This window comes from Klebsiella sp. PK18 (assembly GCF_057784655.1).
On record NZ_CM173493.1, the window covers coordinates 3,900,125 to 3,923,725 of the forward strand.

Here is a 23,601-nt window from a genome sequence, read left to right on the forward strand (position 1 = left end):
ATTCCGCATGACTGACAACAATACCGCATTAAAGAAGGCTGGCCTGAAAGTCACACTTCCTCGACTGAAAATCCTTGAAGTGCTGCAGGAACCGGATAACCATCATGTCAGTGCGGAAGACTTATATAAACGCCTGATCGACATGGGCGAAGAGATCGGTCTGGCGACCGTTTACCGCGTACTCAACCAGTTTGATGATGCCGGTATCGTGACTCGTCATAATTTTGAAGGCGGTAAATCCGTTTTCGAACTGACCCAGCAGCATCACCACGATCACCTGATTTGCCTCGACTGCGGCAAAGTGATCGAATTCAGCGATGACTCGATCGAATTACGCCAGCGTGAAATTGCCTCCCGCCACGGCATCCGCCTGACCAACCACAGTCTGTATCTGTACGGTCATTGTGCGGAAGGTGATTGCCGCGAGGACGAACACGCCCACGACGCGGTGGAAAAATAATTCCCCGCTTCGCTGAGACTGAAAAGCCAACCTGCCGGTTGGCTTTTTTATGGGCGCCTCTGCTGCCCTTACCGCTCTCGTCCCACAGGTGACCTTCCCGCGTCCCCGTTTTGTCCGGAGAGTTGATATGGAACTTCGCCAGCTACGCTATTTTGTGCGCATTGTTGAAACCGGCAGCATGGGGCGCGCCGCGCTTGATCTTAATATCGGCGTCTCGGCGCTCAGCCAGCAGATCGCACGCCTGGAAAACGAACTGGCCATTCGCCTGCTGCAGCGGACCTCCCGCGGGGTCACGCCCACCAGCGCGGGTCTCGCTTTCTACTCGCAGGCACAGCTGGCGCTGCGCCATGCCGATGATGCCATCCTCGCCGCCCGCGAGGCGCGCCTGTCAGGCCACGTTAGCGTCGGCATGGCCCCCAGCACCGCCTCCGTTCTCGGCGTCCCGTTCATCAATGCGATGCGCGAAAGCTATCCCGACGTGCGCCTGCATTTGGTGGAAAGCCTCTCCGGTAATCTGGAGCGGATGATCAACACCCGCCAGCTCGATTTAGCTATCGTTTTCCAGCAGGAAAAGATCCTGCGCTGGAGCGCCAGACCGGTGCTGGAAGAACGCCTGTTCCTGATTGGCACCCATGCGCTGTTGGCCCCCCTGCAGGAGGACCACATCTCCCCTGACCAGCTCACCTCCCTGCCGTTGATTATGCCAAGCCAGGGCCATGGCCATGGCCTGCGCGGCAGGCTGGAGGCAGTTTGCCAGCAGCATCATCTCAGCGTTGAGGTGGTGGCGGACATTGACGGTCTGGCCCTGCTGATGCAGGCCGTGCGCAGCGGACTGGGGGCCACCCTGCAGCCCGGGGCCGCCATCTCCCACCTCGACCATCAGGCGCTGAGGGTGATCGACGTCGTCAACCCGATACTCAGTCGCCCCAACTTTCTGGTCAGTCTGTCTGATGATGAACTCACTCCGGCAGGCCTTGCGGCTCGAGTGATACTCAGCAAAGTCATGCGCCAGCTGGTGGAGTCTGACCGCTGGCCGGGTGCTACCCTTTACGCTCACTAAACCCCTCTTTAGCATTACACCATAGCGCCTCACCGCTGTTACCACCTACATTCCCATTACAAATTTAACAATTAATTAAATTGTAATGGAGCCGATAATGGTGGATGTACTGGTGATTGGCGGCGGCAATGCCGCGCTATGCGCCGCCTTAACCGCCCGGGAGGCCGGCGCCTCGGTGCTGCTGCTGGAGGCGGCGCCGCGGGAGTGGCGCGGCGGCAACTCGCAGCACACGCGTAACCTGCGCTGTATGCACGATGCGCCGCAGGACGTGCTGGTCGACAGCTACCCGGAAGAAGAGTACTGGCAGGATCTGCTGCGCGTCACCGAGGGGAATACCAACGAAGCGCTGGCCCGACTGGTGATCCGCACCTCGTCACAATGCCGGGACTGGATGCGCCAGCACGGAGTTAACTTTCAGCCGCCGCTCTCCGGCGCCCTGCACGTGGCCCGCACCAACGCCTTTTTTATGGGCGGCGGCAAAGCGCTGGTCAATGCCTATTACCGCAGCGCGGAGCAAATGGGGGTGCAGATCCGCTACAACACACCGGTGCAGGCTCTCGAGCTGCGCAACGGCGAATTTGTCGCCGCGCTGGCGGGCGAGGAACGGATTGTGGCGAAAAGCTGCGTCCTCGCCGCCGGCGGATTTGAATCCAACCGCGAATGGCTGCGCGAGGCCTGGGGGCAAAATGACCGCGGTGAATGGCCCGCCGATAACTTTCTCATCCGCGGCACCCGCTTCAACCAGGGAGTGCTGCTCAAGTTTATGATCGACGCCGGGGCCGATATTATCGGCGATCCCTCGCAGTCCCACTGCGTCGCCATTGACGCCCGGGCGCCGCTCTACGATGGCGGGATCTGTACCCGCGTCGACTGCGTGTCGCTGGGGGTAGTGGTCAACCGCGATGCCGACCGTTTTTACGATGAAGGAGAAGATTTCTGGCCCAAACGCTATGCCATCTGGGGCCGGCTGGTCGCCCACCAGCCCGGGCAAATCGGCTACTCGATCATCGACAGCAAAGCCATCGGCCACTTTATGCCGCCCGTCTTTCCCGGCGCTCAGGCCAACACCCTTCCCGAGCTGGCCCGCCAGCTCGGCCTGGACAGCGAACGCTTTACGCAAACCATCGCCGACTATAATGCCGCCTGCGCGCCAGGCCAGTTCGATCATACCCGCCTGGATAACTGCGCCACCGCCGGCCTGACGCCGCCAAAGACCCACTGGGCGCGGCCTATCGATACGCCGCCTTACTACGGCTATGCCTTACGTCCGGGGATCACCTTCACCTACCTCGGGCTCTACGTCGACGACACCGCCGCCGTCCACTTCGCCGGTAAACCCAGCCGCAACCTGTTTGTCGCCGGGGAAATGATGGCTGGCAACGTGCTGGGCAAAGGCTATACCGCCGGCGTCGGGATGTCGATCGGCACCACCTTCGGCCGCATTGCCGGCCAGCAAGCCGCCCGGGCGGCACAGCAGGAGAAACACCATGAAGTCGCTTGAGAAGCTGATCATTGAGGCGCAGATCATCACCGAGCCGGAGGCGGAAGTGGAAAGGGTGATGCAGGTATGTAACGCCTGCCGCTACTGCGAAGGGTTTTGCGCCGTATTCCCGGCGATGACCCAGCGCCTGGCCTTTGGCAAAGCAGATATTAACTATCTGGCTAACCTGTGTCATAACTGCGGCGCCTGCCTGCACGCCTGTCAGTACGCGCCGCCGCACGAATTCGCGATTAACGTGCCGAAGGCGATGGCCGAAGTTCGGCTGGAAACTTATCAGCATTACGCCCAGCCCGCCGCCTTTGGCAGCCTGTACCGCCGGGCTGGCGTGACCACCGTACTGGCGCTGGTCGGCGGACTGATTTTCTTTCTGCTGCTGGCGATGGGGCTTAAAGGCTCGCTGCTTCACTCTCCTCTGGCCGGCGATTTCTATCAGATATTCCCGCATAACCTGCTGGCGTGGATGTTTGGCTCGGTCTTCGTGCTGGCCTTTGGCTTGCTGATGACCGGGGTGATCCGCTTCTGGCGCGAGATCTCCCCGGGCCAGCCGCACGCGGTTGATATCGCCAAGGCCTCACAGGATGCGTTGACGCTGAAATATCTCGATGGCGGGCATGGCAAAGGTTGCAACGAAGCCGATGACGCCTTCACCCTGCTGCGCCGCCGTTTCCACCACTTCACCTTCTACGGCTTTATGCTCTGCTTCGCCGCCACCGTGGTGGCCACGGGCTATCACTATTTCGCCGGCCAGGAAGCCCCCTACCCGTTCTTCAGCGTCCCCGTGATCCTCGGGACCCTTGGCGGCATCGGCCTGCTGGTGGGGCCGGCTGGCCTGCTGTGGCTAAACCTGCGCCGGTCGCCGTTGCACGGCGATGCACGACAAAAACCGATGGACCGCGGCTTTATCCTGCTACTGCTGCTGACCAGCTTCACCGGCCTGGCGCTGCTGGCGGGACGGGATACCTCATGGATGGGTATTTTGCTCGCTGTTCACCTCGGGGTGGTAATGGCCCTGTTCTTAACCCTTCCCTACGGAAAATTTGCCCACGGATTTTATCGCTGTGCGGCGCTACTCAAGTGGGCAATTGAGAAGCGGCGCGGAAAACAGGCGGCAGTCGCAGGCGACTAACCCGCTCCCTCTTACCTCTATAAAAACAAGATAAAGACAATGGAGAGCACACCCTATGACGCAACAATCCACGCGCGCCGGCACCGTCGGCGCTATCCTCCGCGTGACCAGCGGTAATTTTCTCGAACAGTTCGACTTTTTCCTGTTTGGCTTTTATGCCACCTATATCGCCCGCACCTTCTTTCCGGCGGAGAGCGAGTTCGCAGCGCTGATGCTGACCTTTGCGGTGTTTGGTTCGGGCTTCCTGATGCGCCCCATCGGCGCGGTGGTCCTCGGCGCCTATATCGACAGAATCGGGCGCCGCAAAGGGCTGATGGTCACCCTGGCGATCATGGGCTGCGGGACGCTACTCATCGCCCTGGTACCTGGCTATCAGACCATCGGCGTGCTGGCGCCGATCCTCGTGTTAGTGGGCCGCTTGCTGCAGGGGTTTTCCGCGGGCGTCGAGCTTGGCGGGGTGTCGGTTTATCTGTCGGAAATCGCCACGCCGGGCAATAAAGGCTTCTATACCAGCTGGCAATCCGCCAGCCAGCAGGTGGCTATCGTCATGGCGGCGCTGATTGGCTACGCGCTAAACGCCACGCTGGAGCATGAGGAGATCGCCGACTGGGGCTGGCGCATTCCCTTCTTCATTGGCTGTCTGATTATTCCGCTGATTTTCGTGCTGCGCCGCTCGCTGCAGGAGACTGAGGAGTTCCTGCAGCGTAAACATCGCCCGGATACTAAAGAGATCCTGACCACTATCGCCAGGAACTGGCGCATTATTACCGCCGGGACGTTGCTGGTGGCGATGACCACCACCACCTTTTATTTTATCACCGTCTATACGCCGACCTACGGCAGAGCGGTGCTGCACCTCAGCGCTCGCGACAGCCTGCTGGTGACCATGCTGGTGGGCATCTCCAACTTTATCTGGTTACCGATTGGCGGGGCGATCTCTGACCGGATCGGTCGTCGTCCGGTGCTGATGGGCATTACCCTGCTGGCGCTGCTCACCACCTGGCCGGTGATGCACTGGCTCACCGCCGCGCCCGATTTCACCCGTATGACGCTGGTCCTGCTGTGGTTCTCGTTCTTCTTTGGGATGTATAACGGCGCGATGGTGGCGGCGCTCACCGAAGTGATGCCGGTGTACGTCCGCACTGTAGGCTTCTCTCTGGCCTTTAGTCTCGCTACTGCCATTTTCGGCGGCCTGACGCCGGCTATCTCTACCGCCCTGGTCGAGCTCACCGGCGATAAAAGCGCGCCGGGCTGGTGGCTAATGTGCGCTGCGCTGTGCGGGTTCATTGCCACCGCGCTGCTGTTCGTGCGGCTGAGCCGAGGCTATCAGCCGGCGGAGAGTCAGCGCTAAAAAAACAAACGGGCGGAGGTATGCTCCGCCCGTTTGCCGCTAACGTCTGATTTAATGGGTCGTATTATTGCTGCGGATCTCCTTCCAGATCTGGTCGCAGCGCGCTTTCACCGCCTGATCGTTGCCGGTGCGGGTGGCCTGAATACACTGTTGGTAATCCAGGACGCGAACGCTCTCCTGATTGGCAAATTGCTGGTGCTGTTTATCCTCTTTCAGTACATTCAGTACGCTCTGACAGGCTTCAATCTTGTCCGGATTCCCCTCCGCCGTATTAATACAGGCGCTATAGGCATCTTTCAGTTTGGTGTCTTCTTTCGGTGCCGGCGACGTGGCGCAGGCCACCAGACCCGAGGCCATCATGGCAATAAGCAGCATTTTTTTCATTGTCGTTCTCCCAGAGGTGCGGCAGGCTCACGCCCGCCGCGCAGGCATCAGAAAATAGTGAACGGGGCGATAACCATGAACTTCACGTCGCGCTCATCCTGGAAGATGTTGCCGTAGCCGCCGCTCCAGCTCGGAATATCGGAATGGTTGTCGTACTGGGTAAAGTGCAGTTTGAACAGGGTGCCCTTCGCCCGACCTTCCTGCACGGTATACAACGCATCCAGGCTGTAAGCCGATTCTTTCAGGCGATAGTCAGGGTCATAGTACGCATCCGGAGAGGACATTCTTCCCGGCTTCGCATCCCAGGCGTAGACATAAGACGCGCCAAACGCCCAGCCAGGCATATCCCAGTTTTTCATGTCATACATCGCGCCGAAGAAGACCGCTTTTTCGCCGTTGGCGTTAAAGTCGGAGCGGTTATCCCACCAGATATCGAGCCGACCGTTGGAAGAGGCATAGGTCGGCGTCATACGCTGCAGGAAGTAGCCCTGCTGGCCATCGGCCTTCACCCAGGTGCCTTCCAGACGCAGGTCCAGCACATCCGCCACTTTATAGCCGAAGGTTAACGCCTGCAGCCATGCGGTGCCGTCATAGATGTCATTGACCCCGCCGTTGCTGACCTTATCGCGGGTGCCGTAGAACTGGTAGCTGGTGCTCAGCGGCGCGCCGGCGACGTCAAACTTGTAGCTGGCTTTAGCAAAGTACTGATCGATATAGCCCTGAGCCTGACCAAATGCCGCCTCCAGCACCAGGTCGTTTTTGAAATCATATTTGGCGCCGACGGAGTGGAGATAATCAACTTTGGTTTTCTTGTCGTTCTGATAGAAATCGTCCATCTCGATATGCCATGGCGCTTTATACTCGTTCGTCCACATATAGGAAAAACTTAACGCGCCCGCCGTGCCATAGTCGAAGTTAGCCCCGGCCTCCGCCCCCTGATAGGTACCTGGCATAAAGCTCCAGTGCGGGGCCAGCAGAGTCTGGCCGGTTGGCTGGATATAGCCCGCACGTGCCCACGCCGGACCGTATTTGAATTTCGCGGCGGCTTTATACAGGCTGATACCGCTCTTATCGCCGGAGTAGTCTTCGTCATAGGCTTTGTTGCGCGATGAGAAGGCAATTTCGTTCGGGTGGCCGCTATCGCCGTTCTCGGCCATTTCAATCGCGGTAAATGCAGCAATATCAAGGCCAAACATATCGGCAGCATAGCCGGACTGGAAGTCCAGGTTAGCGTTCCAGGTGGAGTGGGAAAGGTTGGTTTTATATTTGTCGCCGTCGGTGACATCTTTACGGTCACGCTCACGCTGCCAGTAATAGATACCGCCGGTTAAGGTTGAATCATCGATAAAGCCTGCTGCGCTGGCCTGCGGAACCACAACCCAGCCCGACATCGCGGTGACGGCGGCAATAGCCAGCGCCAGCGTACTACGTTTGCCACTAAACGTACGCATGTGCATATCCTCTTTGACGTTTTAAAAGGCGAAGACCAACGGTCATTCGCTAAAAAAATAAATAAAACTGCAAAATGTGGGGCGGTGAAAAAGGCCGCGAAACCACTGTAGATAGACTATTTTTCGTGACGCGAATTATCAATGTTTTTCGTGAGGCAAAGCTTAAGATTATGACAAAGCGCACATAATTTATGTCTTTTTGTTACAGCCTTATCCCTGATAATTTTGTCATGGAAGTCATTGCAAAATCAGGGAAAAATAGAAGAACTGAAAGCGATTACATTGGTTTTTTGTATATAACAGGAAACATCAGAAGCGCTATTTATTACCGCGCAGTAACAGGATTAATTCGCATCGCGAAAATGAAAAGTTTAATTGGCTGATTCTGAAACAAAAAAAAGCGCCGCAAGGTGCGACGCTTTTACGGGAGGGAAATTTATTCGCCGACTTTCGCCCAGGTATCACGCAGCCCGACAGTGCGGTTGAACACCAGACTGGAGGCGTTTGCATAGCGACTGTCGAGGCAGAAGTAACCTTCACGCTCAAACTGGTAAGCTTTGCCTGCTTCGGCCTGCGCCAGGCTCGGCTCCGCATATCCCTGCTTAATCACCAGCGAATCCGGGTTGATTACCGCGAGGAAATCTTCCTCCGCCCCCGGGTTTGGTACGCTGAACAGGCGATCGTAGAGACGGATCTCCACCGGCAGCGCATGCGCCGCACTCACCCAGTGGATCACGCCTTTGACCTTGCGACCGTCGGCCGGATCTTTACTCAGGGTATCGGCATCGTAGGTGCAGAAAATAGTGGTGATATTGCCTTCGGCATCTTTCTCCACGCGTTCTGCTTTGATCACGTAGGCATTGCGCAGACGCACTTCTTTACCCAGCACCAGACGCTTGTACTGTTTGTTGGCTTCTTCACGGAAGTCAGCGCGATCGATCCAGATTTCGGCGCTGAACGGCACTTCACGACTGCCCATTTCCGGCTTGTTCGGATGGTTCGGCATCGCCACCATTTCGCTTTCGCCCTGCGGATAGTTCTCGATAACCAGTTTCACCGGATCGATCACCGCCATCGCGCGCGGGGCGTTTTCGTTGAGATCTTCACGAATGCAGGACTCCAGCGATGCCATCTCGATGGTGTTGTCCTGCTTGGTCACGCCGATGCGCTTGCAGAACTCGCGGATGGATTCAGCGGTGTAGCCACGGCGACGCAGACCAGAGATGGTCGGCATACGCGGGTCATCCCAGCCTTCCACGTGCTTCTCGGTCACCAGCTGGTTCAGCTTACGCTTGGACATCACGGTGTATTCGAGATTCAGGCGCGAGAATTCATACTGACGCGGGTGAACCGGAATGCTGATGTTGTCGAGCACCCAGTCGTACAGGCGGCGGTTGTCCTGGAACTCCAGGGTACACAGCGAGTGGGTGATGCCTTCCAGCGCATCGCTGATGCAGTGGGTGAAGTCATACATCGGGTAGATGCACCACTTGTTGCCGGTCTGATGATGCTCAGCGAACTTAATGCGGTACAGCACCGGATCGCGCATCACGATGAACGGCGATGCCATATCGATCTTCGCGCGCAGGCAGGCTTTACCCTCTTCGAAGCCGCCGCTGCGCATTTTTTCAAACAGCGCCAGGTTTTCTTCCACGCTGCGGTCGCGATACGGGCTGTTTTTACCCGGCGCTTTCAGGGTGCCGCGGTATTCGCGAATTTCATCAGGAGAGAGTTCATCAACATAGGCCAGACCTTTGTTGATCAGCTCAACCGCATACTGATGCAGCTGATCAAAGTAATCAGACGAGTAGCAAACGTCCCCGGACCAGTGGAAACCTAACCACTGCACGTCGTTTTTAATCGACTCCACGTATTCGATATCTTCTTTCACCGGGTTGGTGTCATCGAAACGCAGGTTGCATTGACCCTGATAATCCTGCGCGATGCCGAAGTTCAGGCAGATGGATTTCGCATGGCCAATGTGCAGATAACCGTTCGGCTCCGGCGGGAAGCGAGTGTGAACGGTGGTATGTTTACCGGTAGCCAGATCTTCATCAATGATCTGACGGATAAAGTTAGTCGGGCGGGCTTCTGCCTCACTCATCACGGGTTCCTCAAAGCGTAAACAACGTATAACGGCACATGATCTTACAAGCAGGACGTAGTGACAACTATTAGTTACGTAAAATAGGTATCAGAAGAGGATTATGGGGCCGATTGCTGGAAAAAAAAGCGGCGAAGGTTTCCCTTCGCCGCTGAGGCATAAACTCGACTCAGGAGCCTTACTTGCCTTTAATCTCATACAGCGGCGTCTGGCCGGCAACGACCTTACCGCTCGCCAGTATCACCAGCGCGCTGTAGTCATCGCTGTTGCTGCAGACGACCGGACTGATCATTGAGCGCGCGTTGGCGTTGAGGAAGTCCAGATCCATTTCCAGGATCGGCTCACCGGCCTTCACGTCCGTGCCCTCTTCAACCAAACGTTTGAAGCCCTTGCCTTCCAGCGCCACGGTGTCGATACCCATGTGGACGACGATTTCCGCGCCGTTGTTGGTTTCGAGGCAGAACGCGTGGTTAGTGTTGAAAATTTTCACCACAGTACCCGCCGCTGGCGCGACAACGATGTTGCTGGTCGGTTTCACCGCGATACCGTCGCCGACGGCTTTGCTGGCGAAGGCTTCGTCCGGCACCTGTTCGAGCGCCACCACGTCACCGGTAATCGGCGAAACCAGCGACTCAACGGTCTTCGCATTCGCTACCGCCTGCGGTTTAGCCGCTGGCGCTGCGGTGGCGACATTGCCAGCCGGTGCGGCTGCTGCTGCCGCTACCGGGCCGCGGGTAACCACTTTTTTCATCTCATCGCCGATAGATTCTGCTTTTGCACCGACGATAACCTGGATGGTTTGCTTATTCAGTTTCACCACCCCGGACGCGCCGAGACGTTTACAGGCCGCGTCGTTCACTTTCGCCGAATCGCCCACAGTCAGACGCAGACGGGTGATACAGGCGTCAATGGCTTTCAGGTTGTCCGTTCCGCCCACCGCGGCGATATAGCTGGTCGCCAGCTGGGTCAGGCCCTCTTCAGTATTGCTGTTGGCTTCTTCCGTTACCACGTCAGCGGCTTTGTCTTCACGACCCGGCGTTTTCAGGTTGAACATGCGGATCACCGCGCTGAACAGCAGGAAGTAGACGAAGAAGAACACCACGCCCATCACCAGCAGCATCCAGACGTTTTTGCTGGCCGCTGGCAGGCTGTACATCAGCACATAGTCAATTGCACCTGCGGAGAAGGAGAAGCCCGCATGGATACCCAGCGCCGTTGCGATGAACAGGCTGATACCGGTCAGCACCGCATGCAGGAGGTACAGCAGCGGAGCCAGGAACATGAACAGGAATTCCAGCGGCTCGGTTACCCCGGTCAGGAACGCGGTGATGGCTACGGACAGCAGCATACCGCCGACCATCGGACGACGCGCTTTCGGCGCCGCCAGATACATCGCCAGCGCCGCACCCGGCAGACCAAACATCATGATCGGGAAGAAGCCGGACATGAACATCCCCGCGGTGCCGTCGCCGGCGTAGAAGCGGTTGATGTCGCCGTGGAACACAGCGCCAGCGGCGTTAGTGAACTCACCAATCTGGAACCAGGCGATGGTGTTCAGCACCTGATGCAGACCGGTTGGGATCAGCAGACGGTTGATGAAACCAAAGATACCGGAACCGAGCGCCCCTGCGGAGACGATCCATTCGCCACCAGAGTGGATAGCGTGTTGCACCGGCGGCCAGACGTAGCCGAAGATCGCGGCGAGGATCAGACAGAAGAAGCCGGTGGCGATCGGCACGAAGCGTTTGCCGCCGAAGAAACTCAGGAAGTCCGGCAGCTTGATGCCGGCCCAGCGGTTGTACACCGCCCCTGCCACCAGACCGGTAATGATACCGGCCAGCACGCCCATGTTAATTTCCGGGTTGATGGTGACCATCGCTTTGGTCATCACGAAATACCCTACTGCGCCGGCCAGCGCCGCAGAACCCGCGTTATCCTTGGACCAGCTTGATGCCACACCAATTGCGAAGATCAGCGCCAGATTATCGAAGATCGCCCCACCCGCTTGCGCGATGAAGGGTACATTCAACAGGTCTGGTTGCCCGAAACGCAGCAGCAATGCCGCGACCGGCAGCACTGCGATAGGGAGCTGCAACGCCCTACCCAGTCGCTGAAAGAAACCTAAAATATTCATCTTATTCCCCCTATGAGACCCCGATGAGGCTCATTTTCAAAGCCACTTTTTTATTGTGTAACAAGGTCGGTTTTATCACTTACCGGCAAAGTGTGTGAAAAATTAATTCGTATCGCAAATTAAACGGGTATTTTTTGTGATAATTATCACCAAATATCGTATTCCCCCCTCCCTTTCACTGGCTAACATCGAAAACTTATTTTATCATTCAAAAAATCAACACGGATTGACCCCGGTCGGCGCAGTTGCTGCAATACTCTCCTCAGAGTGCTGGCGCCAATCCGCCAGAATCTACTTTAACTATAGAGGTGAAGAATGAGACTGATCCCCCTGGTAACCGCTGAGCAGGTCGGTAAATGGGCTGCCCGCCACATCGTTAACCGTATTAATGCATTCAAACCGACCGCGGACCGCCCGTTCGTGCTGGGTCTGCCTACCGGTGGCACTCCGCTGACCGCCTACAAAGCGCTGGTTGAAATGCATAAAGCAGGCCAGGTTAGCTTCAAACACGTCGTCACCTTTAATATGGATGAATATGTCGGCCTGCCAAAAGAGCATCCGGAAAGCTATCATAGCTTCATGCACCGTAATTTCTTTGACCACGTTGATATTCCGGCAGAAAATATCAACCTGCTGAATGGTAACGCGCCGGACATCGATGCGGAATGCCGTCGCTATGAAGAAAAAATTCGTTCCTACGGTAAAATCCACCTGTTCATGGGCGGTGTAGGCAACGATGGTCACATCGCGTTCAACGAACCGGCCTCTTCTCTGGCGTCCCGCACCCGTATTAAGACCCTGACCCATGACACCCGTGTGGCGAACTCCCGCTTCTTCGATGGTGATGTGGATCTGGTGCCGAAATACGCGTTGACCGTGGGCGTAGGCACCCTGCTGGATGCAGAAGAAGTGATGATTCTGGTGCTGGGTCATCAGAAAGCGCTGGCGCTGCAGGCGGCGGTAGAAGGTAACGTCAACCATATGTGGACCATTACCTGCCTGCAGCTGCATCCGAAGGCGGTGATTGTCTGCGACGAGCCGTCCACCATGGAGCTGAAAGTGAAAACCCTGAAATATTTCAACGAATTAGAAGCTGAAAATATTAAAGGTCTGTAATGTAGTCGTGTCCCGCCACTTGCGCGGGACCCTCTTTTTCTTTGTATGCATCATCATGCCGGCGGCAAACGAACGATCGCTGACCTGATGGGGCGTATATACCGGGGGTCGTAATGTATGCATTAACCCAGGGCCGGGTTTATACCGGTCATGAAATTCTCGATGACCATGCGGTTGTTATCGCCGATGGCCTAATCGAACGTCTCTGTCCGCTGGCGGATTTGCCGTCTGACATGGAGCAGCGCTCGGTCAACGGCGCAATAATTGCCCCCGGTTTTATCGACGTTCAGCTCAATGGCTGCGGCGGCGTGCAGTTTAACGACAGCCCAGAGGCGGTCACCGTTGAAACGCTGGAGATCATGCAGAAGGCGAACGAACGTTCAGGCTGCACCAGCTTCCTGCCGACGCTGATTACCTCCAGTGACGATCTGATGAAGCAAGGTATCCGCGTCATGCGCGAATACCTGCAAAAACACCCGAATCAGGCGCTGGGTCTGCATCTTGAAGGGCCGTGGCTGAATATCGTCAAGAAAGGCACCCACAACCCGGACTACGTGCGTAAACCGGACGCCGCGCTGGTCGATTTCCTCTGCGATAACGCCGATGTGATCACCAAGGTGACCCTCGCCCCTGAGCGCGTTGAGCCGGAAGTGATCCGCAAGCTGGTTGCCGCCGGGATCGTCGTCTCCGCCGGCCACTCCAACGCCACGCTGAAAGAGGCGAAAGTCGGCTTCCGCGCCGGCATTACCTTCGCCACTCACCTGTATAACGCGATGCCGTATATTACCGGACGCGAACCGGGTCTGGCCGGGGCGATTTTTGACGAGCCGGACGTCTACTGCGGTATTATTGTCGACGGGATGCATGTCGATTATGCCAACGTACGTAACGCCAAGCGCCTGAAAGGCGACAAACTGTGCCTGGTCACCGACGCCACCGCGCCGGCGGGGGCGAATATTGACCAGTTCATTTTTGCCGGGAAAACAATATACTACCGCAATGGACTGTGCGTAGATGAAAACGGCACGCTCAGCGGCTCCTCCCTGACCATGATTGAAGGGGTGCGTAATCTGGTGGAGCATTGCGGCGTGGCACTGGACGAAGTATTGCGGATGGCGACGCTCTATCCCGCGCGCGCTATCGGTGTGGACAAGCAGCTCGGCAGCATTGCGCCGGGCATGGTCGCTAACCTGACCGCCTTTACACGCGATTATAAAATCACCAAGACCATCGTTAATGGTAACGAGGTCGTCACTGAGTAAGTAAAAGTATGACAGCAGGCGGACAAGCTCAAATTGGTAACGTTGACCTCGTAAAACAACTGAACAGCGCGGCCGTGTACCGCCTGATTGACCAGCATGGGCCTATCTCGCGCATTCAGATAGCCGAACAAAGCCAGCTTGCCCCTGCCAGCGTGACCAAAATCACGCGTCAGCTTATTGAGCGCGGCCTGATCAAAGAAGTCGATCAGCAGGCCTCCACCGGAGGCCGCCGCGCTATCTCTATCATCGCTGAAACCCGCAACTTCAACGCCATCGGCGTGCGGCTTGGCCGCTATGACGCCACTCTGACCCTGTATGATTTAAGCAGCAAGACCCTGGAAGAGGAACATTTTCCCCTGCCCGAGCGCACCCAGGAAACGCTGGAACACGCCCTGCTGAATATCATCGCCACCTTTATCGAAAACTGTCAGCGCAAAATTCGCGAGCTGATCGCCATCTCGGTGATCCTGCCAGGCCTCGTCGACCCGGAAAGCGGCGTGATCCGCTATATGCCGCATATTGCGGTGGAAAACTGGGGCCTGGTCGGAGCGCTGGAAAAACGCTTCAACGTCACCTGCTATGTCGGGCACGACATCCGCAGCCTGGCGCTGGCCGAGCACTATTTCGGTGCAAGTCAGGACTGCGAAGACTCCATCCTGGTGCGCGTGCACCGCGGTACCGGCGCGGGCATCATCTCTAACGGGCGCATTTTTATTGGCCGGAACGGCAACGTCGGCGAAATTGGCCACATTCAGGTCGATCCGCTGGGCGAGCGCTGCCACTGCGGCAACTTCGGCTGTCTGGAGACCGTCGCGGCCAATGCCGCCATCGAACAGCGGGTTCGCCACCTGCTTGAGCAGGGCTACCAGAGCCGTCTGACGCCGGATGACTGCACGATCAAAACTATCTGCAAAGCGGCCAACAAGGGCGATGCCCTGGCCTGCGAGGTGATTGAGTACGTGGGGCGTCACCTCGGGAAAACGATCGCCATCGCGATTAACCTGTTCAACCCACAAAAAATCGTTGTCGCCGGCGAAATAGTGGAAGCTGAAAAGGTCCTTCTTCCGGCCATCGAAGGCTGCATTAACGCCCAGGCGCTGAAAGCGTTTCGCAAGAACCTGCCGGTGGTGCGTTCTACCCTCGACCATCGCTCAGCGATTGGCGCCTTCGCGCTGGTCAAACGCGCTATGCTCAATGGCACGCTGCTGCAGCGCTTGCTTGAGAGCTAATCGCCTCTTTATTGATAGCGCGAAACGATCCGCATCACCCTGTCGCTGGTGGGTATGGTCCACCAGCGATGTGAAACCTCATCGATGACGAGTATAGTTTCGTCTTTGTTAATGATTCTGGACCCACCATGACCATTCAAAACATAATTTGTGATATTGACGGCGTGCTGATGCACGATAACGTCGCCGTTCCTGGCGCTGCCGAGTTTATCAAACGCATCCTCGATAAAGGCATGCCGCTGGTAATGCTGACCAACTACCCGTCGCAAACCGGCCAGGATTTGGCCAACCGTTTCGCCACCGCCGGCATCGACGTGCCGGATACCGCGTTTTACACCTCGGCGATGGCCACCGCCGATTTCCTGCGCCGCCAGGAAGGCAAGAAAGCCTATGTGGTGGGTGAAGGGGCGCTGATCCACGAACTGTACAAAGCCGGCTTTACCATCACCGATGTGAACCCGGATTTTGTCATCGTCGGGGAAACCCGTTCATTCAACTGGGAGATGATGCATAAGGCCGCCTTCTTCGTTGCCAACGGCGCCCGCTTCATTGCCACCAACCCGGATACGCACGGTCGCGGCTACTATCCGGCCTGTGGCGCGCTGTGCGCCGGGATCGAGAAGATCTCCGGCCGTAAGCCGTTTTACGTCGGTAAACCCAGCCCGTGGATCATCCGTTCAGCGCTGAACAAAATGCAGGCTCACTCCGAGCAGACAGTGATCGTCGGCGATAACCTGCGCACTGACATTCTGGCCGGCTTCCAGGCGGGGCTGGAGACTATTCTGGTGCTCTCCGGCGTCTCCACCCTCGATGACATCGACAGCATGCCGTTTCGCCCGTCGTGGATTTACCCTTCCGTCGCGGAAATCGATATTTTCTGATGCCAACCACGTCGCAGGACGTGGTTTTTCATTTATAGCGCCTGCCAAAAGTCATCCATCTAATAAAAACGGCCTATAAATGCGTATTCCTCAATAAAGTCGCTCAAAAGATACTCTTTTTTTACTGTTCAATAATCACAGTTGCGTTTTTTCTTTTTCAGGCCGCAAAACCCTTGCGCCAGCGCCCCCTTTACGGCATTTTCTTAAGCACGCACTCAGGCTTCGCCACGAGACGAAGCCAGCACAACATCAAACACGACAGGGTAATGGAGAAGGCTATGTGTTCTATTTTTGGCGTACTGGATATTAAAACTGACGCAGGCGAACTGCGTAAAAAGGCGCTGGAGCTTTCCCGCCTGATGCGCCATCGCGGTCCGGACTGGTCTGGCGTGTATGCCAGCGACAAAGCGATTCTGGCGCACGAGCGCCTGTCTATTGTCGACGTCAACGCCGGTGCCCAGCCGCTGTACAACGCCGAAAAAACCCATGCGCTGGCCGTTAACGGCGAGATCTACAACCATCAGGCGCTGCGCGCGGAGTATGGCGATCGCTATCAGTTCCAGACCGGCTCTGACTGCGAAGTGATCCTCGCGCTGTATCAGGAAAAAGGCCCTGAGTTCCTCGACGACCTGCAGGGGATGTTCGCCTTCGCCCTGTACGACAGCGAGAAAGACGCGTACTTAATTGGTCGCGACCATATCGGTATTATTCCGCTGTATATGGGCCATGACGAACACGGCAACTTCTATGTCGCCTCCGAAATGAAAGCGCTGGTGCCGGTATGCCGCACCATTAAAGAGTTCCCGGCGGGCAGCTACCTGTGGAGCAAAGACGGCGAAATTCGCCAGTACTATCAGCGTGACTGGTTCGATTACGACGCGGTGAAAGACAACGTTACCGATAAGAACGAGCTGCGCCAGGCGCTGGAAGAGTCGGTGAAAAGCCACCTGATGTCCGACGTGCCTTACGGCGTGCTGCTCTCCGGCGGTCTTGATTCATCGGTCATCTCGGCTATCACCAAGAAATTCGCCGCCCGTCGCGTCGAAGATCAGGAGCGTAGCGAAGCCTGGTGGCCGCAGTTGCACTCTTTCGCGGTCGGTCTGGAAGGCTCTCCTGACCTGAAAGCGGCGCAGGAAGTGGCCAACCACCTCGGCACCGTACACCACGAAATTCACTTTACGGTCCAGGAAGGGCTGGATGCGATCCGCGACGTTATCTATCACATCGAAACGTATGACGTGACCACCATTCGCGCCTCGACGCCGATGTACCTGATGTCGCGTAAAATTAAAGCCATGGGCATCAAAATGGTGCTTTCCGGCGAAGGTTCGGACGAAGTGTTCGGCGGCTACCTCTATTTCCATAAGGCGCCGAACGCCAAAGAACTGCACGAAGAGACGGTGCGCAAGCTGCAGGCGCTGCATATGTTTGACTGCGCCCGCGCCAACAAAGCGATGTCCGCCTGGGGCGTGGAAGCCCGCGTGCCGTTCCTCGACAAGAAGTTCCTCGACGTGGCGATGCGCATCAACCCGCAGGATAAGATGTGCGGCAACGGCAAAATGGAAAAACACGTGCTGCGTGAATGCTTTGAATCCTACCTGCCGGCCAGCGTTGCCTGGCGGCAGAAAGAGCAGTTCTCTGACGGCGTCGGCTACAGCTGGATCGATACGCTGAAAGAAGTGGCCGCGAAGCAGATCAGCGATCAGCAGCTGGAAACGGCGAGCTTCCGTTTCCCGTACAACACGCCGACCTCCAAAGAAGGCTATCTGTACCGCGAGATCTTCGAAGAGCTGTTCCCGCTGCCGAGCGCGGCGGAGTGTGTCCCTGGCGGTCCGTCGGTGGCCTGCTCTTCAGCGAAAGCCATTGAGTGGGATGAAGCGTTCAAGACCATGAACGATCCATCAGGCCGTGCGGTGGGCGTCCACCAGTCTGCCTACAAATAAGCCCTGACGGGCGGTGAAACGCGAAACGGACCCTCCGGGGTCCGTTTTCTTTTTGCAGGATTTATGCCGCTGAAAAACGATAAATAACCAATAATTGCCGAATATTGCAGCGAGCTGTTCGCAACCTAACCAAACAGTCACATTACAACGATTTTCCTTGAAAAAGAGGTTGACGCTCGCAGGCCCAATACGCATAATGCGCCCCGCAACGCCGATAAGGTTACGCGAAAAAAAGATGGCTACGTAGCTCAGCTGGTTAGAGCACATCACTCATAATGATGGGGTCACAGGTTCGAATCCCGTCGTAGCCACCATCTTTTTTGCGGGAGTGGCGAAATTGGTAGACGCACCAGATTTAGGTTCTGGCGCCGCAAGGTGTGCGAGTTCAAGTCTCGCCTCCCGCACCATTCACCAGTTAGCGTTGTACGGATGGGGTATCGCCAAGCGGTAAGGCACCGGTTTTTGATACCGGCATTCCCTGGTTCGAATCCAGGTACCCCAGCCATATTTCTTCGATATTTGCGGTTCACCGCGACGGTATTGGGGTATCGCCAAGCGGTAAGGCACCGGTTTTTGATACCGGCATTCCCTGGTTCGAATCCAGGTACCCCAGCCATCGAAGAAACAGTAAGACAATTTGGCTACGTAGCTCAGCTGGTTAGAGCACATCACTCATAATGATGGGGTCACAGGTTCGAATCCCGTCGTAGCCACCATATTCAGGACGTATCGATACGCATCGATAATTCCGAAACAATTTGTTGGGGTATCGCCAAGCGGTAAGGCACCGGATTCTGATTCCGGCATTCCGAGGTTCGAATCCTCGTACCCCAGCCAAATTAAAAAGTCGTTCAGCAGTGAACGCACTGTTGCCCTCAACCGGGGTAGTTACGGTAAAGCGCAACAGACAATTGGGGTATCGCCAAGCGGTAAGGCACCGGATTCTGATTCCGGCATTCCGAGGTTCGAATCCTCGTACCCCAGCCACTTAAATGCAAAAAAGCTCACTTCGGTGAGCTTTTTTGCTATTGGCGTCCTGACACGCTTACGCAGTACTGACTGCCGGGCAGGCGCTCTCCACTACGCCCCTGCCCGGGAAGCCGGTTTTACAAGCCTAAGGCATACTTCAGCGCCTGACGCTTCAACACCCCGGCGCGTTCAGCCGCCATCAGGCCAATATTACGCAGCATCCGCACCGGCGCCAAGTCATTGCTGAAACCGGCATAAAACAGATCCATCCCCGACTGCATGATAAAATTATCCGCTCGCCGCCGCGCCTGGTAGCGCTTCAGCACCGGCAGGCTGGCCCAGTCTTCGCCGCGACCGCGCGCTTGCGCCAGGATCTCCAGCAGGGCATCCACATCGCGGTAGCCAAGGTTAACCCCCTGCCCCGCCAGCGGATGAATGGTATGCGCCGCATCGCCCACCAGCGCCAGGCCGGGCTGGACATACTGCAGCGCATGACGCCGGGTGAGCGGAAAAGCGCCGGCCGCCTGCGGCGTAACACGACCCAGCCGCGCCGGAAAGTGACTGGCGATCTCCTGCTGGAGTTGCGCCATGGTCATGCCCTGCAGCTGACGGATCCGCGCCGGCGTGTCGTACCAGACCAGCGAGGCCCAGTGGTCGAACAGCGGCAGGAAGGCGCGCGGCCCGCTGGGGGTAAACTGCTGCCAGGTGCTGTCGCCGGGATCGTCGACGCATTCGACGCTGATCAGCATACAGGACTGCTGATATTGCCAGGCGTGTACGCCGATGCCGGCCATCTCCCGCACCTGGGAATTGGCGCCGTCGGCGCCGATCACCAGCCGGGCGTGGATCGCCTCTCCTTCGCGTAAATGCAGCGCGGTATGCGCCTCGCCGCGCTGCATCGCCTCCAGTTCGCTACCAACGCGCAGGGTGACCTCTTCATGCGCCGCCAGCGCTTGCCAGAGGCCCCATTGCAGGACCTTGTTCTCGACCATGTAGCCCAGCTCCGGCAGTTTGAGCTCTGCGGCGTCAAAGGCGACGTGCGCGCTCTCCCACTCCCAGGTCTCCAGACGACGATAAGCGTGGACGCGCATCGCCCGTACGGCATCCCAGACGCCGAGGCTCTTCAGCAGGCCGACCGAAGCTGCGCTGATAGCCGAGATCCGCACATCCGGGGCGGATGCCGGATCGAAAGCCGGAGGCGCCGTTTTCTCAAGCACCGTCACGGTAAATCCCTGTTGCGCCAGCCCCAACGCCAGGGCGCCGCCGACCATGCCGCCGCCCACGATGGCGACATCTGTTGCGTGAATTGTCATGGCTATTATCCTTAAAGCAGAATCCGTTAAGTTTACCGGATTTTTTGTTCCCTTGCGGTGATAACGCTCGCACTGGTCAGGGGGCGACCAAAGCATTACAATACGCGCCCTGGAAAGCGAAATTCACCCTGTATATATCCCCGCGTTTTGGATATCTATTACTGAGCATGAGCAAGTCAATGACAAAAAAACTCCATATTAAAACCTGGGGCTGTCAGATGAACGAGTATGATTCATCAAAGATGGCCGATCTGCTGGATGCGACACATGGGTATCAACTGACCGAAGTGGCGGAAGAAGCAGATGTGCTGTTGCTCAATACCTGCTCAATTCGTGAGAAGGCCCAGGAAAAAGTTTTCCATCAGCTCGGACGCTGGAAGCTGCTGAAAGAGAAAAACCCGGACCTGATTATTGGCGTTGGCGGCTGCGTGGCCTCCCAGGAAGGCGACCATATTCGTCAGCGCGCACACTATGTCGATATTATTTTCGGGCCGCAAACCCTGCACCGCCTGCCGGAGATGATTAACGCCGTGCGCGGCAACCGCAGCCCGGTGGTGGATATCAGCTTCCCGGAAATTGAAAAGTTCGATCGCCTGCCAGAGCCGCGCGCCGACGGCCCGACCGCCTTTGTTTCGATTATGGAAGGCTGCAACAAATACTGTACCTACTGCGTGGTGCCGTACACCCGCGGAGAAGAGGTCAGCCGTCCGTGCGACGATATCCTGTTTGAAATCGCCCAGCTGGCGGCGCAGGGCGTGCGTGAGGTTAATCTGCTGGGCCAGAACGTTAACGCCTGGCGCGGTGAGAATTACGACGGCACCACCGGCAGCTTTGCCGATCTGCTGCGTCTGGTCGCCGCCATCGACGGCATCGACCGTATTCGCTTCACCACCAGCCACCCGATCGAATTTACCGACGATATCATCGAGGTCTATCGCGATACGCCGGAGCTGGTGAGCTTCCTGCACCTGCCGGTGCAGAGCGGTTCTGACCGGGTTCTGAATCTGATGGGACGCACCCATACCGCACTGGAGTACAAAGCGATTATTCGCAAGCTGCGTGAGGCGCGCCCGGATATTCAGATAAGCTCTGACTTTATTGTCGGCTTCCCCGGCGAAACCACAGACGATTTCGAAAAGACGATGAAGCTTATCGCCGACGTCAATTTCGATATGAGCTACAGCTTTATCTTCTCCGCTCGTCCGGGCACCCCGGCGGCCGATATGGTCGATGACGTGCCGGAGGAGGATAAAAAACAGCGTCTGTATATTCTGCAGGAGCGAATCAACCAGCAGGCGATGGCCTGGAGTCGTCGCATGCTCGGCACGGTACAGCGCATTCTGGTGGAAGGCACGTCGCGTAAGAGCCTGATGGAGCTTTCCGGGCGCACCGAGAACAACCGCGTGGTCAACTTCGAAGGTACGCCGGATATGGTCGGTAAATTCGTCGATGTTGAAATCGTCGATGTTTACACCAACTCGCTGCGCGGCAAAATCGTGCGTACCGAGGCGGAGATGGGTCTGCGTATCGCTGAATCACCTGAATCAGTGATTGCCCGCACCCGTAAAGAGAACGATCTTGGCGTGGGTATCTATCAGCCGTGATCCCTTCAGGCCTGTCGGTTCCGGCAGGCCTTGTAATTCCTCTCTCCGTCCCTATATCTACAGCAATGCTTGCGCCATTTTCCTGTGACGTAAATAATTTCCTGATTAGCCGGCCACGCGCCGCGTCCGGCCACCTGCGTAAAGAGGAACAGTTTGAACATAGACACTCGTGAAATTACCCTGGAGCCAGCGGATAACGCACGCCTGTTAGCCTTGTGCGGCCCGTTTGACGACAATATCAAACAGCTGGAGCGTCGGTTAGGCATTGAGATCAACCGCCGTGACAATCACTTTAAACTGACCGGACGCGCTATTTGCGTACACGCCGCCGCCGATATTCTGCGCAGCCTGTATGTCGATACGGCGCCGATGCGCGGTCAGATTCAGGATATTGAGCCGGAGCAGATCCATCTGGCGATCAAAGAGGCGCGCGTGCTGGAGCAGAGCGCCGAGAGCGTGCCGGAGTACGGGAAAGCCGTCAATATCAAGACCAAGCGCGGGGTGATCAAACCGCGTACGCCGAACCAGGCGCAGTACATCGCCAATATCCTCGATCATGACATCACTTTCGGCGTGGGTCCGGCGGGGACGGGTAAAACCTATCTGGCGGTGGCGGCGGCGGTCGATGCGCTGGAGCGTCAGGAGATCCGCCGTATTCTGCTGACCCGTCCGGCCGTCGAGGCTGGCGAAAAGCTCGGCTTCCTGCCCGGCGATCTGAGCCAGAAAGTCGACCCATATCTGCGCCCGCTGTATGACGCGCTGTTTGAGATGCTCGGCTTTGAGAAAGTAGAGAAGCTGATTGAGCGTAACGTCATCGAAGTGGCCCCGCTGGCCTATATGCGCGGACGAACGCTGAATGACGCCTTTATCATTCTTGATGAAAGCCAGAACACCACCATTGAACAGATGAAGATGTTCCTGACCCGCATCGGCTTTAACTCCAAGGCGGTGATCACCGGCGATATCACGCAGATTGACCTGCCGCGCAGCACCAAATCCGGTCTGCGCCACGCCATCGAAGTGCTGGCCGAAGTCGATGAGATCAGCTTCAACTTCTTCCATAGCGAAGACGTGGTGCGCCATCCGGTGGTTGCCCGCATCGTGAACGCCTATGAGGCGTGGGAAGCCGCAGACCAGAAACGTAAAGCAGAACTGGCCGCCGAGCGAAAACGCGAAGCCCAGGAACAGGAGCAAAAATGAGTCAGGTGATCCTCGATTTACAGCTGGCCTGCGAAGAGACCAGCGGCCTGCCGGACGAAGCCCTTTTTCAGCGCTGGGTCGATGCCGTCATTCCGCCATTTCAGGAGGAGTCAGAGTTAACGATTCGTCTGGTCGATGTTGCAGAAAGCCACGAGCTGAACCTGACCTACCGCGGCAAGGATAAGCCGACCAACGTCCTCTCCTTCCCGTTTGAAGCGCCGCCGGGGATTGAAATGCCGCTGCTCGGCGATCTGATCATCTGCCGTCAGGTGGTGGAGCAGGAAGCCAGCGAGCAAGGTAAACCGCTGGAGGCGCACTGGGCGCATATGGTGGTGCACGGCAGCCTGCATCTGCTGGGCTACGATCATATCGAAGACGACGAAGCGGAAGAGATGGAAGGCCTTGAAACAGAGATAATGCTTGCTCTGGGCTATGAGGACCCGTACATTTCCGAGAAGATTGCTGAATAGCCCCCTGCCGGATGGCGGCGCTTGCGCCGCATCCGGCCGCTGT

Annotated in this window: 18 protein-coding genes and 7 tRNA genes; 20 read left to right on the forward strand and 5 right to left on the reverse strand. The window is 57.1% G+C overall.

Translation table 11 applies throughout. The features are described from left to right. The first annotated feature begins 7 nt into the window (after positions 1-7). The 5 genes from fur to tcuC all read left to right on the forward strand — a co-directional run bounded on the left by fur (position 8) and on the right by tcuC (position 5,498). Positions 8-460: a ferric iron uptake transcriptional regulator gene (gene fur / locus AC3EMD_RS19060; protein WP_002894761.1), complete on the forward strand. Its 453-nt coding sequence runs from the start codon at positions 8-10 to the stop codon at positions 458-460. A gap of 127 nt (positions 461-587) precedes the next feature. Further along, a complete protein-coding gene (gene tcuR / locus AC3EMD_RS19065) occupies positions 588-1,520 on the forward strand; it encodes a tricarballylate utilization LysR family transcriptional regulator TcuR (protein WP_302073641.1) in 933 nt (310 codons plus the stop codon). 97 nt (positions 1,521-1,617) lie between these two features. Then, positions 1,618-3,021 carry an FAD-dependent tricarballylate dehydrogenase TcuA gene (gene tcuA, locus AC3EMD_RS19070; protein WP_008805662.1) on the forward strand — a complete coding sequence of 468 codons (1,404 nt, stop codon included), beginning with the start codon at positions 1,618-1,620 and terminating at the stop codon, positions 3,019-3,021. After that, positions 3,008-4,147: a tricarballylate utilization 4Fe-4S protein TcuB gene (tcuB, locus tag AC3EMD_RS19075; RefSeq protein WP_047666128.1), complete on the forward strand. Its 1,140-nt coding sequence runs from the start codon at positions 3,008-3,010 to the stop codon at positions 4,145-4,147. The genes tcuA and tcuB overlap by 14 nt, the downstream gene beginning before the upstream one ends. A gap of 55 nt (positions 4,148-4,202) precedes the next feature. After that, complete coding sequence (gene tcuC / locus AC3EMD_RS19080) at positions 4,203-5,498, forward strand: MFS transporter (RefSeq protein WP_012968692.1); 1,296 nt, start codon at positions 4,203-4,205, stop codon at positions 5,496-5,498. Positions 5,499-5,549: 51 nt separating this feature from the next. On the opposite strand, the gene AC3EMD_RS19085 is transcribed toward tcuC, so the two are convergent. The 4 genes from AC3EMD_RS19085 to nagE all read right to left on the reverse strand — a co-directional run bounded on the left by AC3EMD_RS19085 (position 5,550) and on the right by nagE (position 11,571). Beyond that, complete coding sequence (locus AC3EMD_RS19085) at positions 5,550-5,882, reverse strand: ChiQ/YbfN family lipoprotein (protein WP_008805659.1); 333 nt, start codon at positions 5,880-5,882, stop codon at positions 5,550-5,552. Between the two features lie 47 nt (positions 5,883-5,929). Then, a complete protein-coding gene (chiP, locus tag AC3EMD_RS19090; RefSeq protein ID WP_008805658.1) occupies positions 5,930-7,333 on the reverse strand; it encodes a chitoporin ChiP in 1,404 nt (467 codons plus the stop codon). Between the two features lie 436 nt (positions 7,334-7,769). Beyond that, a complete protein-coding gene (gene glnS, locus AC3EMD_RS19095) occupies positions 7,770-9,437 on the reverse strand; it encodes a glutamine--tRNA ligase (protein WP_012542445.1) in 1,668 nt (555 codons plus the stop codon). A 178-nt stretch (positions 9,438-9,615) separates the two neighbouring features. Beyond that, entirely contained in the window at positions 9,616-11,571 is a 1,956-nt protein-coding gene (gene nagE, locus AC3EMD_RS19100; RefSeq protein ID WP_004147599.1) for a PTS N-acetyl glucosamine transporter subunit IIABC, read from the reverse strand. Between the two features lie 315 nt (positions 11,572-11,886). Between nagE and nagB the strand changes: the two genes are divergently transcribed. The 12 genes from nagB to AC3EMD_RS19160 all read left to right on the forward strand — a co-directional run bounded on the left by nagB (position 11,887) and on the right by AC3EMD_RS19160 (position 18,989). Continuing rightward, entirely contained in the window at positions 11,887-12,687 is an 801-nt protein-coding gene (nagB, locus tag AC3EMD_RS19105) for a glucosamine-6-phosphate deaminase (protein ID WP_012542446.1), read from the forward strand. 113 nt (positions 12,688-12,800) lie between these two features. Beyond that, positions 12,801-13,949, forward strand: coding sequence for an N-acetylglucosamine-6-phosphate deacetylase (gene nagA, locus AC3EMD_RS19110; protein WP_012542447.1), 1,149 nt, complete (start codon positions 12,801-12,803; stop codon positions 13,947-13,949). An 8-nt stretch (positions 13,950-13,957) separates the two neighbouring features. Beyond that, positions 13,958-15,178 (forward strand): DNA-binding transcriptional regulator NagC, encoded by a 1,221-nt coding sequence (gene nagC / locus AC3EMD_RS19115; protein ID WP_008805654.1) that lies wholly within the window; start codon positions 13,958-13,960, stop codon positions 15,176-15,178. A gap of 128 nt (positions 15,179-15,306) precedes the next feature. Continuing rightward, entirely contained in the window at positions 15,307-16,059 is a 753-nt protein-coding gene (locus AC3EMD_RS19120) for an HAD-IIA family hydrolase (RefSeq protein WP_008805653.1), read from the forward strand. Between the two features lie 278 nt (positions 16,060-16,337). Continuing rightward, positions 16,338-18,002, forward strand: a complete 1,665-nt coding sequence (gene asnB / locus AC3EMD_RS19125) for an asparagine synthase B (RefSeq protein ID WP_008805652.1) — start codon at positions 16,338-16,340, stop codon at positions 18,000-18,002. Between the two features lie 237 nt (positions 18,003-18,239). Continuing rightward, positions 18,240-18,316 (forward strand) — tRNA-Met (locus AC3EMD_RS19130). A gap of 8 nt (positions 18,317-18,324) precedes the next feature. Next, positions 18,325-18,409: transfer RNA gene (locus AC3EMD_RS19135), tRNA-Leu, on the forward strand. Positions 18,410-18,432: 23 nt separating this feature from the next. Beyond that, a tRNA-Gln gene (locus AC3EMD_RS19140) sits at positions 18,433-18,507 on the forward strand. Between the two features lie 36 nt (positions 18,508-18,543). Beyond that, positions 18,544-18,618 (forward strand) — tRNA-Gln (locus AC3EMD_RS19145). A gap of 23 nt (positions 18,619-18,641) precedes the next feature. Beyond that, positions 18,642-18,718: transfer RNA gene (locus AC3EMD_RS19150), tRNA-Met, on the forward strand. A gap of 46 nt (positions 18,719-18,764) precedes the next feature. Next, positions 18,765-18,839: transfer RNA gene (locus tag AC3EMD_RS19155), tRNA-Gln, on the forward strand. A gap of 75 nt (positions 18,840-18,914) precedes the next feature. Further along, positions 18,915-18,989: transfer RNA gene (locus AC3EMD_RS19160), tRNA-Gln, on the forward strand. A gap of 119 nt (positions 18,990-19,108) precedes the next feature. Here the strand turns inward: AC3EMD_RS19160 and ubiF are convergent. Next, positions 19,109-20,284, reverse strand: a complete 1,176-nt coding sequence (gene ubiF, locus AC3EMD_RS19165; protein WP_302073642.1) for a 3-demethoxyubiquinol 3-hydroxylase — start codon at positions 20,282-20,284, stop codon at positions 19,109-19,111. Between the two features lie 179 nt (positions 20,285-20,463). On the opposite strand from ubiF, the gene miaB reads away from it, so the two are divergent. From miaB to ybeY, 3 genes are all read left to right on the forward strand, one after another. Then, positions 20,464-21,888 carry a tRNA (N6-isopentenyl adenosine(37)-C2)-methylthiotransferase MiaB gene (gene miaB / locus AC3EMD_RS19170; RefSeq protein WP_012542448.1) on the forward strand — a complete coding sequence of 475 codons (1,425 nt, stop codon included), beginning with the start codon at positions 20,464-20,466 and terminating at the stop codon, positions 21,886-21,888. A 153-nt stretch (positions 21,889-22,041) separates the two neighbouring features. After that, a complete protein-coding gene (locus AC3EMD_RS19175; protein WP_008805649.1) occupies positions 22,042-23,088 on the forward strand; it encodes a PhoH family protein in 1,047 nt (348 codons plus the stop codon). Then, the gene (ybeY, locus tag AC3EMD_RS19180; RefSeq protein ID WP_002894722.1) at positions 23,085-23,558 is read left to right on the forward strand and encodes an rRNA maturation RNase YbeY; all 474 of its coding nucleotides are present in this window, start codon (positions 23,085-23,087) and stop codon (positions 23,556-23,558) included. The genes AC3EMD_RS19175 and ybeY overlap by 4 nt, the downstream gene beginning before the upstream one ends. The last annotated feature ends 43 nt before the right edge of the window (positions 23,559-23,601 follow it).

Excerpts from the sequence above, each read along its gene's own strand:
- asnB (WP_008805652.1), top strand. The coding sequence starts at position 16,338 with ATGTGTTCTATTTTTGGCGTACTGGATATTAAAACTGACGCAGGCGAA.
- glnS (WP_012542445.1), bottom strand. The coding sequence starts at position 9,437 with ATGAGTGAGGCAGAAGCCCGCCCGACTAACTTTATCCGTCAGATCATT.
- ybeY (WP_002894722.1), top strand. The coding sequence starts at position 23,085 with ATGAGTCAGGTGATCCTCGATTTACAGCTGGCCTGCGAAGAGACCAGC.
- AC3EMD_RS19120 (WP_008805653.1), top strand. The coding sequence starts at position 15,307 with ATGACCATTCAAAACATAATTTGTGATATTGACGGCGTGCTGATGCAC.
- tcuA (WP_008805662.1), top strand. The coding sequence starts at position 1,618 with ATGGTGGATGTACTGGTGATTGGCGGCGGCAATGCCGCGCTATGCGCC.
- miaB (WP_012542448.1), top strand. The coding sequence starts at position 20,464 with ATGACAAAAAAACTCCATATTAAAACCTGGGGCTGTCAGATGAACGAG.
- nagC (WP_008805654.1), top strand. The coding sequence starts at position 13,958 with ATGACAGCAGGCGGACAAGCTCAAATTGGTAACGTTGACCTCGTAAAA.
- ubiF (WP_302073642.1), bottom strand. The coding sequence starts at position 20,284 with ATGACAATTCACGCAACAGATGTCGCCATCGTGGGCGGCGGCATGGTC.
- tcuC (WP_012968692.1), top strand. The coding sequence starts at position 4,203 with ATGACGCAACAATCCACGCGCGCCGGCACCGTCGGCGCTATCCTCCGC.
- nagE (WP_004147599.1), bottom strand. The coding sequence starts at position 11,571 with ATGAATATTTTAGGTTTCTTTCAGCGACTGGGTAGGGCGTTGCAGCTC.
- tcuB (WP_047666128.1), top strand. The coding sequence starts at position 3,008 with ATGAAGTCGCTTGAGAAGCTGATCATTGAGGCGCAGATCATCACCGAG.
- chiP (WP_008805658.1), bottom strand. The coding sequence starts at position 7,333 with ATGCGTACGTTTAGTGGCAAACGTAGTACGCTGGCGCTGGCTATTGCC.
- nagB (WP_012542446.1), top strand. The coding sequence starts at position 11,887 with ATGAGACTGATCCCCCTGGTAACCGCTGAGCAGGTCGGTAAATGGGCT.
- nagA (WP_012542447.1), top strand. The coding sequence starts at position 12,801 with ATGTATGCATTAACCCAGGGCCGGGTTTATACCGGTCATGAAATTCTC.
- AC3EMD_RS19085 (WP_008805659.1), bottom strand. The coding sequence starts at position 5,882 with ATGAAAAAAATGCTGCTTATTGCCATGATGGCCTCGGGTCTGGTGGCC.
- tcuR (WP_302073641.1), top strand. The coding sequence starts at position 588 with ATGGAACTTCGCCAGCTACGCTATTTTGTGCGCATTGTTGAAACCGGC.
- fur (WP_002894761.1), top strand. The coding sequence starts at position 8 with ATGACTGACAACAATACCGCATTAAAGAAGGCTGGCCTGAAAGTCACA.